The sequence below is a fragment of the Streptomyces sp. BE20 genome, assembly GCF_036322525.1.
Classification (GTDB): Bacteria; Actinomycetota; Actinomycetes; order Streptomycetales; family Streptomycetaceae; genus Kitasatospora.
The window spans coordinates 1-14904 of sequence record NZ_JAQYWW010001036.1 but is presented as its reverse complement, the minus strand read 5'-3'; the positions used below and the strand labels follow the sequence as shown (position 1 = coordinate 14904).

At 74.9% G+C, this 14904-nt stretch carries 10 protein-coding genes; 5 read left to right on the top strand and 5 right to left on the bottom strand.

Going from position 1 to position 14904, the window contains the following annotated elements; genetic code table 11:
- The first annotated feature begins 100 nt into the window (after nt 1-100).
- The 3 genes from PUR61_RS28875 (at nt 101) to PUR61_RS28865 (ending at nt 2107) form a co-directional block, all read left to right on the top strand.
- The gene (locus PUR61_RS28875) at nt 101-538 is read left to right on the top strand and encodes a nuclear transport factor 2 family protein (protein WP_329882417.1); all 438 of its coding nucleotides are present in this window, start codon (nt 101-103) and stop codon (nt 536-538) included.
- 165 nt (nt 539-703) lie between these two features.
- On the top strand, nt 704-1435 hold the full coding sequence (locus PUR61_RS28870) for a response regulator transcription factor (protein WP_329882416.1): 732 nt from the start codon (nt 704-706) through the stop codon (nt 1433-1435).
- A gap of 243 nt (nt 1436-1678) precedes the next feature.
- Entirely contained in the window at nt 1679-2107 is a 429-nt protein-coding gene (locus PUR61_RS28865) for a pyridoxamine 5'-phosphate oxidase family protein (protein WP_329882415.1), read from the top strand.
- An 89-nt stretch (nt 2108-2196) separates the two neighbouring features.
- Here the strand turns inward: PUR61_RS28865 and PUR61_RS28860 are convergent, their stop codons facing one another.
- Complete coding sequence (locus PUR61_RS28860) at nt 2197-3894, bottom strand: sensor histidine kinase (RefSeq protein WP_443035252.1); 1698 nt, start codon at nt 3892-3894, stop codon at nt 2197-2199.
- Nucleotides 3895-4537: 643 nt separating this feature from the next.
- Between PUR61_RS28860 and PUR61_RS28855 the strand changes: the two genes are divergently transcribed.
- Together PUR61_RS28855 and PUR61_RS28850 are read left to right on the top strand one after the other, a co-directional pair.
- Complete coding sequence (locus tag PUR61_RS28855; protein ID WP_329882414.1) at nt 4538-5458, top strand: universal stress protein; 921 nt, start codon at nt 4538-4540, stop codon at nt 5456-5458.
- A 380-nt stretch (nt 5459-5838) separates the two neighbouring features.
- Nucleotides 5839-6282: a hypothetical protein gene (locus PUR61_RS28850; RefSeq protein WP_329882413.1), complete on the top strand. Its 444-nt coding sequence runs from the start codon at nt 5839-5841 to the stop codon at nt 6280-6282.
- 307 nt (nt 6283-6589) lie between these two features.
- Here the strand turns inward: PUR61_RS28850 and PUR61_RS28845 are convergent, their stop codons facing one another.
- The 4 genes from PUR61_RS28845 to PUR61_RS28830 form a co-directional block, all read right to left on the bottom strand.
- Entirely contained in the window at nt 6590-7135 is a 546-nt protein-coding gene (locus PUR61_RS28845; protein WP_329882412.1) for a copper chaperone PCu(A)C, read from the bottom strand.
- Entirely contained in the window at nt 7132-9504 is a 2373-nt protein-coding gene (locus tag PUR61_RS28840; protein WP_329882411.1) for a heavy metal translocating P-type ATPase, read from the bottom strand. The genes PUR61_RS28845 and PUR61_RS28840 overlap by 4 nt, the downstream gene beginning before the upstream one ends.
- A 502-nt stretch (nt 9505-10006) precedes the next feature.
- Nucleotides 10007-12064 (bottom strand): TerD family protein, encoded by a 2058-nt coding sequence (locus PUR61_RS28835; protein WP_329882410.1) that lies wholly within the window; start codon nt 12062-12064, stop codon nt 10007-10009.
- 264 nt (nt 12065-12328) lie between these two features.
- Nucleotides 12329-14692, bottom strand: a complete 2364-nt coding sequence (locus PUR61_RS28830; protein ID WP_329882409.1) for a lamin tail domain-containing protein — start codon at nt 14690-14692, stop codon at nt 12329-12331.
- Nucleotides 14693-14904: the final 212 nt, after the last annotated feature.

The following is a 14904-nucleotide window of genomic DNA, read 5'->3' as shown; positions in this document are numbered from 1 at the left end:
TCGACCTTTGAGCAGGGACTTTGAAAAGCAGTCAGGTCGACCCGTATCTTCGGGCGCGACACCGGGGGAACCGCCCCGGTGGCGTCGAAAGGGGTGTCCCATGACCACTGCCTCACCGCGCGAGGTCCTCCAGCGCTTCGTCGACTACATGGCCGACGGTCCCGACGAGGCGGCGGCGGACCTGTGCACGGAGGACGCCGCCTTCGAACTGCCCTACCTGATGCCGGGCGTGCCCGAGCAGAAGCCGGGGCGGGAGGCCTTCCGGGCCCACCTGCGGCACGGCGCCACGATGCAGAAGTCCGAGAGCGTGGACCCCGTGAGCATCCACGAGACCGCCGATCCCGAACTCGTCGTCGTCGAGTACCGCCTCCAGGGGCACGTCCTGGCCACCGGGCGGAAGTTCGCCTTCGACATCGTGATGTTCGCCCGGGTCCGGGACGGACTGATCACCTGGTCGCGCACCTACTCCAACCCGCTCGACAGCGCGATAGCCTTCGGCGCCGCCGAGCGGCTGCTCACCGCGATCGCGGCCGGGTAGGGGCAGGCCGGGGCCGGGACCGGCGCTGTCCTCGGCACCGATCCCGGCGCCGGACCGTCCCGGGCCGATGGGGTCGTTCGACCCTGGCCGGGGGCGCGGCGCCGGGGCATGATGCGGTGGACCCGGCGTGTGGTGTGCCGGGCGTGGAGAGGGTGGAGCCGCGAGATGGCGAGCGAGACGGCCGGTACCGAGACGCCGGCACCGGTCAGAGTGTTCCTGCTGGACGACCACGAGGTGGTGCGCCGCGGTGTGCACGACCTGCTGGACTGCGAACCGGACCTGGAGGTGGTCGGCGAGGCGGCCACCGCCGAGCAGGCCCTCGTCCGCGTCCCGGCGCTGCGGCCCGACGTCGCCGTGCTGGACGTCCGCCTCGGCGACGGCGACGGTGTGGCCGTCTGCCGCGAACTGCGCTCCCGGATGCCCGACCTGGCGTGCCTGATGCTGACCTCCTTCGACGACGAGGAGGCGCTCCTCGACGCCGTGATGGCGGGCGCCGCCGGGTACGTGCTGAAGCAGATCAGCGGGACCGACCTGGTGGCCGCCGTCCGGACCGTCGCCTCCGGGCGTTCGATGCTCGACCCCGGCGCGGCGACCCGCCTGCTGAACCGCCTCCGCAGCGAGGCCGAGCCGGCCCAGCCGTCCACCGGAGGACCGGAGCTGACCGTCCGCGAGCAGGAGGTGCTGGCGCTGATCGGCGAGGGCCTGACCAACCGGCAGATCGGGGAGCGGCTCTACCTGGCGGAGAAGACGGTGAAGAACCACGTCTCCCGCCTCCTGGCCAAGCTCGGCGTGGAGCGGCGCGTCCAGGCCGCCCTGATCGCCACCGAGCTGCGCCAGGCCGCGGCCGCCCAGCCGACCTACCACCCGCGTATCCTCGGCGGCGGCCTGCGCGGCTGACCCGCGCCCTGAGCCCAGGCCCCCGGAGGTCGGTGGGGGCCGGGGTGTCGGCGTTGCCGCGGTGCGCCCTCCCTCCGTCCGGCAAGCCCGTCCGGGGCCGCCCCTCGCCGCGCCCGTACCGTCCGCCTCGCCCGGTCCGGGCGCCTTTCGACGCGGCCCCGCCGGCCGGGGGCGGTGGACGGGACCCTCGACGGGACCATCGGCCCTCGCCCCGCCGCTGCCCGGCGAGTGACCATCGCTCGCATGAACGTCGATCCTGAAGCCCCGGCCGTGGTGCCGGTCGAAGCGTCCGCAGGGCCGCCGGCGGGCGGTTCCCGGGACCTCGACGAGGCCCGGGCACTGGAACTACTGGGCGGCACCGACGTGGGGCGGGTCGTCTACACGGTCCGTGCGCTGCCGGCGGTCCTCCCGGTGCGGTTCCGGTTGGACGCGGGCGGCGGCGTGCTGGTGTCGGCGGCGGCCGGATCCGAGCTGGCCCGGGCGGTGGACGGCGCGGTGATCGCCTTCGAGGCCGACGAGGTGGACGGCACCGACGGCACCGGTTGGTGCGTCACCGTCCTCGGCCGCGCGGAGGTCCGCCGACCGGCGAGGGGGCCGGGCGCGGCCCGGGTCGAGATCCGGATCGGTGCCGAACTGGTCGTCGGCCGGCACCTGACCGCCGACCTGTCCTGACCGCCGACCGTCCCTGGGACCGGGCCTGAGCCGTGCCTGAGCACGGCGGGTCCGCAGGCCCGCTGACCCTGCTCCCCCCGGGGCGCGGGCTACAGCCCCAGCGGGGCCTCCCAGCGCAGGACGGTCCCACCGCCGTCCGCCGGGCGCAGCTCGAAGGTGCCGCCGACCCGCTCGGCACGTTCGGCGAGGTTGCGCAGGCCACTGCGCCGGCCCCCGGACGGTACGCCGACGCCGTCGTCGGTGACCGTGAGCGCGACCACGCCGCCGAGGGCGCGCAGGGAGACCTCGACCCGGCAGGCCCGGGCGTGCCGGGCGGCGTTGCTGAGGGCCTCTCCGAGGACGGCCATGACGTGTTCGGCGAGTTCCTGCGGCACGTCGGTGTCGAGCAGGCCCTCCATGCTGAGCCGCGGGGCGAAGCCGAGGGTGGCCTGGGCCTCGCCGACGGCCCGGGTGGCCCGGGCGCGCAGGCCCCGGTCGGGCTCGTTGTGGGCGCGCAGACCGAAGATCGTGGAACGGATGATCTTGATCGTCTCGTCCAGGTCGGCGACCGCCCGGCTGACCCGGTCGGCCGCGCTCGGGCTCTCGATCAGGCGGCCTGCGCTCTGCAGTGTCATACCGGTGGCGAAGAGCCGCTGGATAGCCAGGTCATGGAGGTCGCGGGCGATCCGGTCGCGGTCCTCCAGCAGGGTCAACTGCTCGGCGTCGCGCCGCCGTTCGGCCAGCTCAAGGGCGAGCGCGGCCTGGTCGGCGAAGCCCAGGAGCGGGCCGGTCTCCTCGGCCGTGAACGGTGGCCGGCCGCTCTCCCTCGCGAGCAGCAGCACACCCCGTCCGAACCCCTCGCCGGTGCCCAGCGGCACCGCGACGGCCGGTCCGAGCCCGGTGAACCGTCCGGCCGGTCCGGCCGGGTACCGCCCGTCGTGCTCCAGCTCGTCGCTGGTGACGGGGGATCCGGACGCGTACGCGGCGCCGGAGAGCGTGCCGTCCACCGGCACGGTCACCCCGAGCCGCGCCTCCGGACGGCCGCCCAGGGCGACCTCGACGGTCAGCTCGGCCGCACGCTCGCCCGGTCCGGCGAGCGCCACCGAGACGTCGGCGAGCTCGGCGCCGGCGATCTCCCGGGCCCGGCGCGCGATCAGCTCGACCACCTCCAGCCGGGGGGCGCCGGAGAGGAGACTCCGGGTGATCTCGGCGCTCGCCCGCAGCCAGCGCTGCTGGCGCTGCGCCTCCTCGTACAGCCGGGCGTTGTCGATGGCCACCCCGGCAGCGACGGCGAGCGTCGAGATGACCGCCTCGTCGTCGGCGTCGAAGTCCAGGCCGCCGCGCTTGTCCGTGAGGTACAGGTTGCCGAACACCTCGCCCCGCACCCGCACCGGAACCCCGAGGAAGGTGTGCATCGGCGGATGGTTGGGCGGGAAGCCGACCGAGGCCGGGTGGTCCGAGAGCACCGGGCAGCGCAGTGGCTGCGGCTCACGGATCAGCTCGCCCAGGATGCCGTGCCCGGCCGGCAGCGGGCCGATCGCCTCGATCTCCTCCTCGGTGAGACCGACCGTCAGGAACTGGGACAGCGTGTGCCCGTCCGCGCCGATGACGCCGAGCGCCGCGTACCGGGCGTCGACCAGGTCGGCGGCGGCCTCGACGATCCGGCGCAGGGCCTGCGAGAGGTCCAGCTCGCGGCCGACGGCGAGCACCGCCTCCAGCAGGCTGTGCACCCGGTCGCGGGTGCCGCGTGCCGCGTCGATCCGCCACTGGAGCTCCTCCAGGAGCTCGTCCAGGCGCAGCTGCGGGATCCGTGCGCCCGCGCCACGCGGATGCGGCCGGTCCGCGGCCGGGGTGGCGGCGGTGACAGCCGTGGCGGCGAGGCCGGGATCGCCGGGAGTGCCGAGGATGTCGGGAGCACCGAGGATGTCGGGAGCGCCGACGGCGCCGGGAGGTGCGGGAGTGGCGGGCTCGGCGCGGCTCCCGGGGGCCGCGGTGGCCCGGGGGCACGCCGCAGGGGGCGCTTCGTCGTGTCCGCCGGTGCCCGTCCGCGTACCTTCCGCGCCGTTCACCGGCGTCCTCCTCGTCGTTCTGTCCTGCCCGGTCCGGTTCCGCCCCGGTCGTCGGACCGGTCGGATTGTCGGATTCACGTTAGTGCCCAGGGCGGCCCGTGCGGCACCCCGGGGTGGTCATGGACGCGTCTTCGGTCCTGCCCAGGGACCTATGGCCCTGCGGCGCGGGCCCTGCGGCCCCTGGCCCGGCGCCGGGCCGCCCGACCAGGGTGGGAACCGGCGGACGGTGCGTCAGGCCGCACCGGCCGGAAGCCGGCCGGAAGCCGCCCGGTCACCGGGCGGCCACCGTACGGCACCAGCGGCACGCAGTGGACCTGCGGCGGGACCGGCAGCGAACCCGGTGCGGACCCGCGGCGGGACAACGAGCGGAGAGGAACCTCCCATGACGCCCCCTGTTCTGGTCGGAGTCGACGGATCGCCCGAGAGCACCGCAGCCGCCCACTGGGCCGCCGAGGAGGCCCGGCGCCGCGGGGCCGCGCTGCGCCTGGTGCACGTCTGGCCGTGGCTCACCGACGGCCGGGCCGCGTTCGCCGACCCTGACGACCTGCCGGTCGCCGCCCAGCGGATGCTGGCGGGGACGGCGGAGGAGGTCCGTGAGGGTCACCCCGGCGTGGCCGTCCACACCGACGTGGTGCTCGACGCCGCGGTCGACGGGCTGGTGGCCGCCGCCGAGGACGCGGGTCTGCTCGTCGTCGGCTCGCGGGGCCTGGGAGGCTTCGCCGGATTGCTGGTCGGCTCGGTGAGCATGGCGGTCGCCGCCCGGTCGGCCGCGCCGGTGGTGGTCGTCCGCCCGGAACGTCCGGCCCGTCCGGCGGAGCCGCATCGTGACCGGGCGCCGGCCGCTTCGGAGACACGGCCTGCGGCGGTCCCCGAGACCGTTCCCGAAGTGGTCGTCGGCGTGGACGCCGGTGCGCCCGGCGACGCCGTGCTGGCGTTCGCCTTCCAGGAGGCCGCGCTGCGCGGCGCCCGGCTCCGGGCGGTCCACGGCTGGGACCTCCCACCGGCGTTCGCGGTGGTCGGCTTCCTGCCGTCCGGTTCCGAGATGGCGCTGCTCCAGGCGGGGGAGGAGAAGGCGCTGGCCGCCGCTCTCTCGGCGCACCGGGAGCGGCACCCCGACACGGAGGTCGTCGAGCAGGCCAGGCTCGGCGCCGCCCGCACGCTGGTGGAGGAGTCGGTCGGGGCCGGGCTGGTGGTGGTCGGGCGCCGACGCCGGCCGCACGACTTCGGCCCCCGGCTCGGACGGGTCGCGCACGCGGTGCTGCACCACGCCCACGCGCCGGTCGCGGTGGTCCCGCACGACTGACACGGTGAGGATGCGGGCGCGGCGCAGTGCGGCGCAGTGCGGCCGGTGGCCGTCGAGGCGCGGCGGGTGTCGCCGCCCCGCCGCCCCGCCGCCCCGCCGCCCCGCCGCCCGACGACCCGCCCCGAGGCCCCGCTGATCCACCCCGCCCCGGGCCGTAGGCGCGGCGCCGCCCTTCGCCCTCCGGACGCGGGCCGTTGGACCCTGCCGTCCGGCCGCCGGACGGGCGCAGGCTCGGAGTAGCAGCCGTCCCGACCGCCACCGTCCCGACCGCCACCGCCCCGACCCGGCCGTCCCGACCCGGCCGTCCCGCCCGCGCGGTGCCGTCCCGCCCGCGCGGTGGCTCCGCCGGGGCGTGGCGACGAGGCAAGGAGAGGATCGCCATGACCGAGTCCACCCTCACCCCGGACGACCTGCGGCTGCTGGCCGTCGCCGGCGGCGCGGCCCCCTCGCTGCACAACAGCCAGCCGTGGCGGTTCCGCCCCACCCCGGACGGGTGCGGGATCGAGGTGCACGCCGACCTCGCCCGCGCCGTCCCGCTCGCCGACGCCGTCGGCTCCGCACTGCACGTCGCCGTCGGCGCGGCCCTGTTCAACCTGAGGGTGGCCGCCGTCCGGCTGGGCCGCGAGCCGGCCGTCCGGCTGCTCCCGGATCCGGTCGACCCCGGTCTGTCGGCCGTCCTCGACCTCGCGCTCCGCGCCGCTCCCGGATCCGCTTCCGTCGTCCCGCCGTTCGGCCGCGATCTCTATCCGGCGATCACCGAACGCCGCTCCAGCCGACGGCCGTTCACCAACCGGGACGTGCCCGAGGCGTGCTCGCGGAGCTGATCGCCGCCGCCCGGGAGGAGGGTGTGGCACTCGCCGTGCTGGAGGAGGCCGGGGTACGGCAGGTGCTGGCGCTCACCGCCGAGGCCGAGGACCGGATCGCCCACGACCCGGCCCGGCGAGCCGTCCGCCCACCCCGCCGAGCGACGGGTCGGGGGCCGCCCGGCCGCTCAGGTCGGTGGCCGGGCCGCCTCCCCTCGCTGCGGGCGGCCCGACCACCGGGCTTCGCGACCGGGCTTCGCGACCGGACGGCGTCGGCCGCCGGTGGTCGCCCCCCACTCCTGCCGCCCGTCGCCGCCGCAGGCCGTCCTCAGCCGCTGCGGCGTCCGCCCGGCTTGACGACCTCCGCCTTCAGCCGCAGCTCGGGGCTGTGGCGGAAGGTGAGCGTGAACTCCACCCACTGGCCGACCGTGAGCGCCGGCGGGTTCGTGATCATCAGGTCGGCGTCCTCCGGCGACATCACCAGCTCGCCGCGCTCCGGCACGGGCAGGGCCGTGACCGGCTCCCACCGGCCGGAGGCACCCTGGTGCAGATGGCGTTTCAGCGTCACCTTTCCGCCGAACTCCCAGCTGGCACCGGTGAGTTCGTCCGGTATGTCGCCGGGGTTGCGGACCGTGAAGAAGGCGGCCGTGGCCGTCGCCCCGCCCGTCGTCGGCAACAGCAGCCAGCCCGGACCGGCCTCCACCGGCTGTGGCCGCCCGGCTCCGCCGACCGCGGTCCACCCGGAGAGCAGCGCCAGTGCCACCACCGCCGCCGCGACCGGCGGGCCGACCACCTTCAGCCGCTCGGGGACGCGCCCCGTCCGTGCGGAGATCCTTCCCGGCCGTACCCCGCCCACCGCACCGCCGCCGCTCACCGCGCGCCCCCCGTACCCGTGCCTGCGCCCGCCCGCGCCGAGCGTCGCGCCCGGTCCGGCCGCCGCCCGCCGCCGGGGGCGCCGCCGCCCCGTCCGTCCGAGGCGCCCCGGCCGGGCCGCCAGGTCCGCAGCCGCAGGCTGTTCCCCACGACGAGCAGCGAACTCAGCGACATCGCCACCGCCGCCAGCATCGGGTTCAGCAGCCCGACCGCCGCCAGCGGGATCAGCACCACGTTGTAGCCGAACGCCCACAGCAGGTTGACCCGGATCGTGCCCAGCGTGCGCCGGGCCAGCCGGACGGCGTCCACCACCGCCTCGATGTCCCCGCGCACCAGGGTCAGCCCGGCGGCGCCGATCGCCGCGTCGCTCCCCGAGGCCAGGGCCACCCCGAGGTCCGCCGAGGCCAGCGCGACCGCGTCGTTGACGCCGTCGCCGACGACCGCGGTCGTCCGTCCGGCGGCCTTCAACTCGGCCACCACCTCGGCCTTGCGCTCCGGCGAGGCCGAGAAGTGCACCCGCTCGATGCCCAGTTCGGTTGCCACCGCGTGCGCCGCGCCCGGCCCGTCACCGGTCAGCAGGACCGGTTCCAGACCCATCCGGCGCAGCCGGTGCAGCGCGCGCCAGCTGCCCGAACGCAGGGTGTCGCCGACCGCGAGGACGGCCACCGCCCGCCCGTCCAGCTCCACGACCACCGGCGTCCGGCCGGCCGCCGCAGCCTCCTCCAGCGCGGTCACCAGCCCGGCCGGCAGCGGTCCGACCGCGTCGTCCGGGCGGACCACCCGGACCTGCCGCCCCTCCACCGTGCCGGCCACCCCCACCCCGGCAGTGGCCCTGAACTCGGCCACCGCCGGGAGGGGTTCGGAGCCACATCGCTCGCGGGCCGCCCCCACGACGGCCCGGCCGATCGGGTGCTCCGAACGGTGCTCGACGGCTCCTGCGAGCCGGAGCACCTGGTCCTCGTCGACCCCCGCGTCCGGGGCCACGGCCACCGCCGCGAGCTCCATCCGGCCGGTGGTCAGTGTCCCCGTCTTGTCCAGCACCACGGTGTCGATCCGCCGCAGGCTCTCCAGCACCTCCGGGCCGCGCACCAGCACGCCCAGTTCGGCGCCCCGGCCGGTCGCCGCCAGCAGCGCGGTCGGCGTGGCCAGGCCCAGCGCGCACGGGCAGGCCACCACCAGGACGGCGACGGCCGCCGTCACCGCCGCCTGCGGGTCGGCCCCGGCACCCAGCCAGAAGCCCAGCACGCAGACCGCGACCGTCAGCACGCACGGCACGAACACTCCGGCCACCGTGTCCGCCAGCCGCTGCGCCCGGGCCTTCCCGGCCTGGGCGTCCGCCACCAGGGCGGTGATCCGGGCGAGTTGGGTGTCCGCACCGACCGCCGTCGCCCGTACTACCAGGGCGCCGCCGACGTTCACCGTGGCGCCCGCCACCTGGTCGCCCGGACCGACCTCGACCGGCACCGACTCGCCGGTCAGCAGGCTCAGATCCAGGGCCGAGCTGCCCTCCACCACCACACCGTCGGTGGCCACCCGCTCGCCCGGCCGGACCACGAACTCCTGCCCGGGCAGCAGCTGTTCGATCGGCAGCAGCTGTTCCTCCCCGGTCTCCGGGTCGCGGACGCACACCTCCTTGGCGCCCAGCTCCGCCAGGGCCCGCAGCGCCGAACCGGTGCGCCGCCGCACCCGCCCCTCCAGCAGCCGCCCGGCGAGCACGAACAGCGGCACCCCGACGGCCGCCTCCAGGTAGACGTGCGCGGCGCCGCCGCCGTCCGCGGTCAGCGAGAACGGCATCCGCATGCCGATCTCGCCCGCCCCGCCGAACACCAGCGCGTACGCGGACCAGCCGAACGAGGCCACCACCCCGAGACTCACCAGGGTGTCCATGGTCGCCGCCGCGTGCCGCAGTCCCTGCCAGGCCCGCCGGTGGAACCCGGCCGAACCCCAGCTCACCACCGGCACCGACAGCGCGAAGCAGACCCACTGCCAGGCGTCGAACTGCAGCGACGGAACCATCGACAGGACCACCACCGGCACGGCCAGCAGGGCCGTCACCAGCAGCCGCCACCGGTCCGCGGACTCGTCCTGGTCCGGGCCCGCCGCCGACAGCCCGTCCGGGGCCTGCTCGGCGGTGTAGCCGGCCCGTTCGACCGCCGCCACCAGTTCCTCGACGCCCACCCCGGCCGGGTGCAGCACCCGCGCCCGCCCGGTGGCCAGATTGACCCCGGCGGTCACGCCCTCGATCCGGGCGAGCCGCTTCTCCACCCGGCTGACACAGGCCGCGCAGGTCATCCCGCCGACCACCAGATCGGTGCTGACCGGCGGCGGGCCGGTCTCCCCGCTCCCGGGGCTCTCCACCACGGCCCTCATCGGCCCGCCCCCATGTCATGCCCCATCCCGGGTTTACCCCCGCCGCCCCCGCCGGGCGTCAGCCCGGGCGTCACGGGCCCGGCTCCGCGCCCTACCGCGAAGGCCACTACGAACACCACCACCAGCATCAGGGCGAACCCCACCAGCACACTCAACGGCCGGGCACCCGGCGACATCCCACTCACCCCCCACCAGTCGTCCCCCCACCCCGATCAGTTCCCGTACACCCCTGATTGACCCGGATCATCCCTCCGGTGAGGGCGGCGAGGGTGACGGGCACCTCTGCCCTGCCGGCCTCGCACCGACCGGGAAGCGCGGGCCGCCCACACCCACCTCGCCTCCGCGCCCGTCCAGGCCCCGGGTGCCGGAAGCCCTCGGCGCGGACCCGGTGGTGGTCACGGCGCCAAAGGCGGCAGGGCCGACTCGACGGGTACCCGCCGAGTCGGCCCTGCGGTTGCGGTGGGCGACCATGCGGACGGCCCCGGCCCCGATGCCCCGGCGTCTACGGCCGCCGCGCCGCACGGTGGTCGAGGTGCACGAGGACGGTCGAGTGGAACCGTTCGACGGCATCGTCGACGCTGCGGATGAAGCCGGTCTCGGCGTTGCCGCGGGTACTGCCCATGCTCTTCGACAGGGAGAGACGGAAGCCGGTGATCCGCGAGGTGTCCTTCGGCAGGAGGTCGCCGGGTTCGGGCCGGAGCTTCTCCAACGTGCCCCGGGGACCGGCGGCAGCGCCGTCGGTGAGCGTCTCCACGTGCAGGTCGGCCGGGGCTTCGGCGAGCTGGCGGATCAGGCGCTTGACCCAGCTGAGCGGATAGCCCTGCTCGGGGGCCGGGATCTCGGTCGAGGTGCGGAGCTTCCCGACCCGGAGGTCGGCGGTGATGGAGATGCTGCCGGCGGCGTCGTCGATCCTGATCTCGGCGCTCAGTCGACCGTCCGTGCAGAGCCGGTCGGCGAGCTCGGTGCGGCGGGCCCGGGCGTCCTCGCCACGGCGGGTCCGTTGGACGGGCAGCACCTTGACGCCGAGTTCGCCGCCGAGTTGGAAGCAGACCTGCCGGACGAGTCGTTCCCAGCTTTCGACGACCTGGACGGCGCGCTCGTCCCCCGTGGCCAGCGTCTCGTCGTCGATGCCCTTGCGGACCGGCACCCAGGCAGGGCCCATGTTCTGGAAGCCATGGCAGCCAGAGTTCTCGTGCTGGAGGTAGTGCAGGAGTTCCTGGAGCAGCCACGCGTGCGCGGGGTTGCTGACGCCCTCGTGCCGGATCAGCGTCTTCGCCTGGTAGGCGACCTCGGCCCAGGAGAGGTGGCCGAGCAGGACCTTGTGCTTGCGCCGTCCGTCGACCTTGACGGCGACGAGCGGACTCCCGTCGAGTGCCACGTCGTTGGAGAGGGTGATGACCGCCTCGTAGCCGCGTCGTGCGGCGATGTCCATGTAGTCCTGGACCTGATCGGCCTTCAGCGGGTTGCCGTTGGTCTTGCTCTCGACGAGGGCCGTCCACAGCCGCCCGGCCCGCTCGACGCGTATGACGCCGTCGGGCCGCTTGGGCGAGTCGCCGTGCGGCAGCGACACCTCGGTGAACGTCTCGGTACGGCCGGCCGGTGCGCCGAACGCGGCGGTGAGGCGGCGTCCGAACTCCGGCACCTGGGCCATCACGGACAGCAGGACCGAGGTGGCACGGACCTCCCGCTCGCGGTCGCTCTTGAGGCTGCTGGCGGGGAAGAGCCGCGCCGTGCGCCAGGCGTCGTTCTCGGCGAGCGACGGCTTGGGGGCCTTGGGGAGGGTGACCTTCTTCTTGGCCGTGCGTAGCCGCTTGGGGGCTGTCGGCTCGGGAGCCGAATCGGTGGTCGGAGCCGGGACGGCGGGCGGTGCCGTGGTGGTGGGCGGGTTAGCGGTGGCGGGCGCCGTCGTCGTGGCAGCCGACTCCTCGGCCCCGGGCAGGGGGTCCGTGGTGAGGGCGCCGCCGGTGCCGTCGGCGCGGTCGTTCTCGTCGCGCACGTCGAGCTCGTTGTCCGAGTCGTTCTCGTCGTCCTCGATCTCGATGCCGAAGTCGGTGGCGAGCCCCGCCAGTCCGGTGTCGTAGCCCTGGCCGATGGCGCGGAACTTCCACTCCTGGTTCCGGCGGTAGATCTCGCCGAACACGAAGGCGCTCTCGGAGTCCGCGTCGGTGATGGAGAATCCGAGCAGCCGCTCGCCGCCCAGGTCGGTGAGTTCGACCCGGAGATTATCCAACTTGCCGAAGGGAGCCCGCTGGTGGCGGCTGGCTGCGATCACCAGGCGGTCGATGTCGGTGGGCACGGCGGTGAGGTCCAGCTGGATGCGGTCCTCGGTCCCGGCCTCGGTCGGGGTCTGCCCGAGCAGTTGGACGCTTCCGTCCTCGGCGGTGGGGTTGTTGTAGAAGAAGAAGTCGGCGTTGCTGCGGACCTTGCCGTCGGCGGTCAGGAGGAGGACCGAGACGTCGGCGTCCCCGTCGCCGTCGGGGCTGCTCCACCCGAGGCCCACGGTGACGGAGTCGGTGGCCTCGCTCAGCGCCGCGAGTCCGACATTGGCTCCCTTGACCATTTCCTGCACGAATGTCCCCCAGAGGAACAGGGCTGTGCCGGTGGCGCCGGCGCAGCCGTGATGTGGTGGTGCCGTCGGCGTGTGCCCGCCCCGGCCAGCAGGGAGCCTAGCCGCTTGAGAAGGCGCTGTGACCAGGTTCCGAGCAGATTGTATGCATGCTATCGGTGTGTCATGTTCGCGAATGCGGCTGGGAACGAAGCCTGCCATCACATACGGCGCTGCCCCGGCGCCGGGGGTGGGGCCGGGGCAGCGGGGTTCGGGGTGTCAGGGGAGGGGGATGCGGACGACCTGGGGGTCGTGGTCGCTGAGCTGGGTGGGGAACTCGCTGTTGAGGTGGACGATGTCGTAGCTGTAGGGCCTGGCCGCGAGGGCGGGGGAGATCAGGATGTGGTCGAGCACCTGGGAGTTGCCCTCGTAGACGTAGGTGTAGCGCTCGGCGAGGGGGAGGGTGCGGGGGAGGTCGACCAGGGAGCCGCCCGCGGTGAGGAGGTCGGCGGTCTGGGAGAACTCGAAGTCGTTGATGTCGCCGAGGACGATCACCGAGGCGTTCGGGTCGACGGCGAGGAGCTGGTCGGTGAAGGTCTTCACCACGCCGGCCTGGGCGTGCCGCTGGGTCTCGGAGGGGCGGGCCGGCTGCTGGTAGCGGCCGAAGAGGGGCTGGTCGCCGCCCTTGGAGTTGAAGTGGTTGGCGATCACGAAGACCGGGCGGCCGTTCCAGCGGAACTCGCCGGCCAGCGGCTTGCGGCTGGCGCCGAACGCGGAGTTGCCCGGATCGATCCGGCCGGGGGAGTAGGCGAGTGCCGGGGTGCCGCCGCTGTTGACGACCGAGTTGGCGGTGCTGGAGCCGGCGCCCGGGCGGTCGGTGAAGGTCAGACCCTGGTCCGTGCGGTAGAGGAAGACCTGGCGGATGTTGCCGCCGGGCTGGCCGCCGTCCTGGCCGTCCACCGGGTTGATCTGCCGGTAGGAGTAGGGCGGACCGCCGGCCGCGGTGATGGCGGCGGTCAGCCGGGCGAGGGTCTGGTCGGCGGCGACGGTGCCGTTGTCGGTGGCGCCGTTGTTGTCCTGGATCTCCTCCAGCGCGACCAGGTCGGGCGCGCGGAGGTTGGTGACCACGGCGGCGGCCAGGCCGTCGAACTTGCTCTGGGGGTCGTTCGGGGAGAGGTTCTCGACGTTGAACGTCGCCGTGGCCAGTTCGCCGGCGGCCGGCGCGGCCGTGGTCTCCGCGGTGAGTCCGCCGGAGGTGACCGTCGGGGTCGTGGTGGGGAGCAGCTTGAAGTTGCCGAAGGAGTAGTCGACGACGCCGACGGTGGCGCCGGTGAGGTTGTCGCCGACCTTGGCGATCGGTACGGGGGCGAGCACGTCGTCGAGGACGATCCGTTCGGGGTTGCCGTCGCCGGCCCGGAGGAGGATGCCGCCGCGGGTGGTACGGGTGGTGGAGCCCTGCGGGACGACCGGGATCTCGCCGAAGGAGCTGGTCGGGCCGACCACGGCCGCGTCGTCGATCCTGACCCGCATGCCCTCCAGGGACTCCCAGAAGTCGAGGCCGTCGGTGGACGGCTGGAAGCCGGCCGCGGTCTCGACGTTGCCGCTGGTCACGCCGGAGATCACCGCGGCCGGCGGCACCCGGCCGCCGGCCCCGACCAGGGTGGGTGCGGGAAGCGGCGCGTTGTGGGTGAGGACGGTGACGCTCGGTGCGGTCAGTTCGGTGACGGTGAGGTTGGTGGTGCCGCCGGTGCCGCCCGGACGGAACTCGCTCACCGTGCCGCCGACCGTCACCGAGTCGCCGACGGCGACGCCCGGTGCGCCGGCCGTGTAGACGTAGACGGCCTCGCTGGTGGCCGGGTCGGCGTCGGGCTGCGGGTCCTGGAACCAGAAGCCGCTCGGGCCGGTGGCGGTGACGACGCCGGGGACGGCCGTGACGGTCTGTCCGGCCTTCGGCGAGGTGCGGGCGGCGCCCTGGACGTCACGTATCCGGGTGCCGCCGGTGCCGCCGCCGGAGGAGGAGTTGCGGGGGGCGGGCGCGGTGACGGCGAAGTCGGCCGCGTTGCTGTCGGTGTCGGTGGCCCCGCCGCCGGCCCGCAGCGCGGCCGCGGTGTTGGCGAGGTTGCCGGTCGGTGAGCCCTCGGCGGAACTGGCCGTCGACCCGTAGCCGACGAAGTCCTTCACGCCCGGCTGGGTGGGGCAGCCCGTGGCGCAGGTGAGCGCGGTGCCATTGGTGACCAGCGCGACCTTGCCGGTGGTGGCGCTCAGGGCGAGCGTGCCGGTCGCGTCCGGCGTCGGCAGGGCGGCTCCGGAGCCGGCCCCCGCCGCCTGCTGGACGAGGTAGTACCTGCCGGGGGCGATGGTGCCCGACAGCGTGGTCCTCGCCCAGGAGGAGCCGCCCGCCGAGGCGTACTGGACGGTCCAGCCGGTGACCGGGACCGGCACGGTGCCCCGGTTGTAGAGCTCGATGTAGTCGTTGGCGTACTGGGCGCCGGAGTTGCCGCCACCGCCGTACACCTGGCTGATCACGATGTCCGCGGACACCGCCTGCGCGGTGCCGGCCGGCAGCGCGAGGAGCGCTCCCACGACGGCGGCGGCGGATGCCACCGCCGGTGTGCGGAGCCGGACTCGATCGGTTCGCCTCACGGGGGTCCTCCTGACGAGCGAGCGGGTGATTGTCGGCGCTGTGCGTTCAGGGGCGTGTCTGTCGGACAAGCCTTAGAAGTCATCTCATTTGGGCTTGTAGGCTGCTCGCGTGCTGATCGTGGAGCGTCTGGTGCCGGATGAGTTGTGGGAGTTGTTCCAGCGGGTGGTGCCGGCGGCGCCGACGCGTCCGCAGGGTGGCGGGCGTCGGCGTC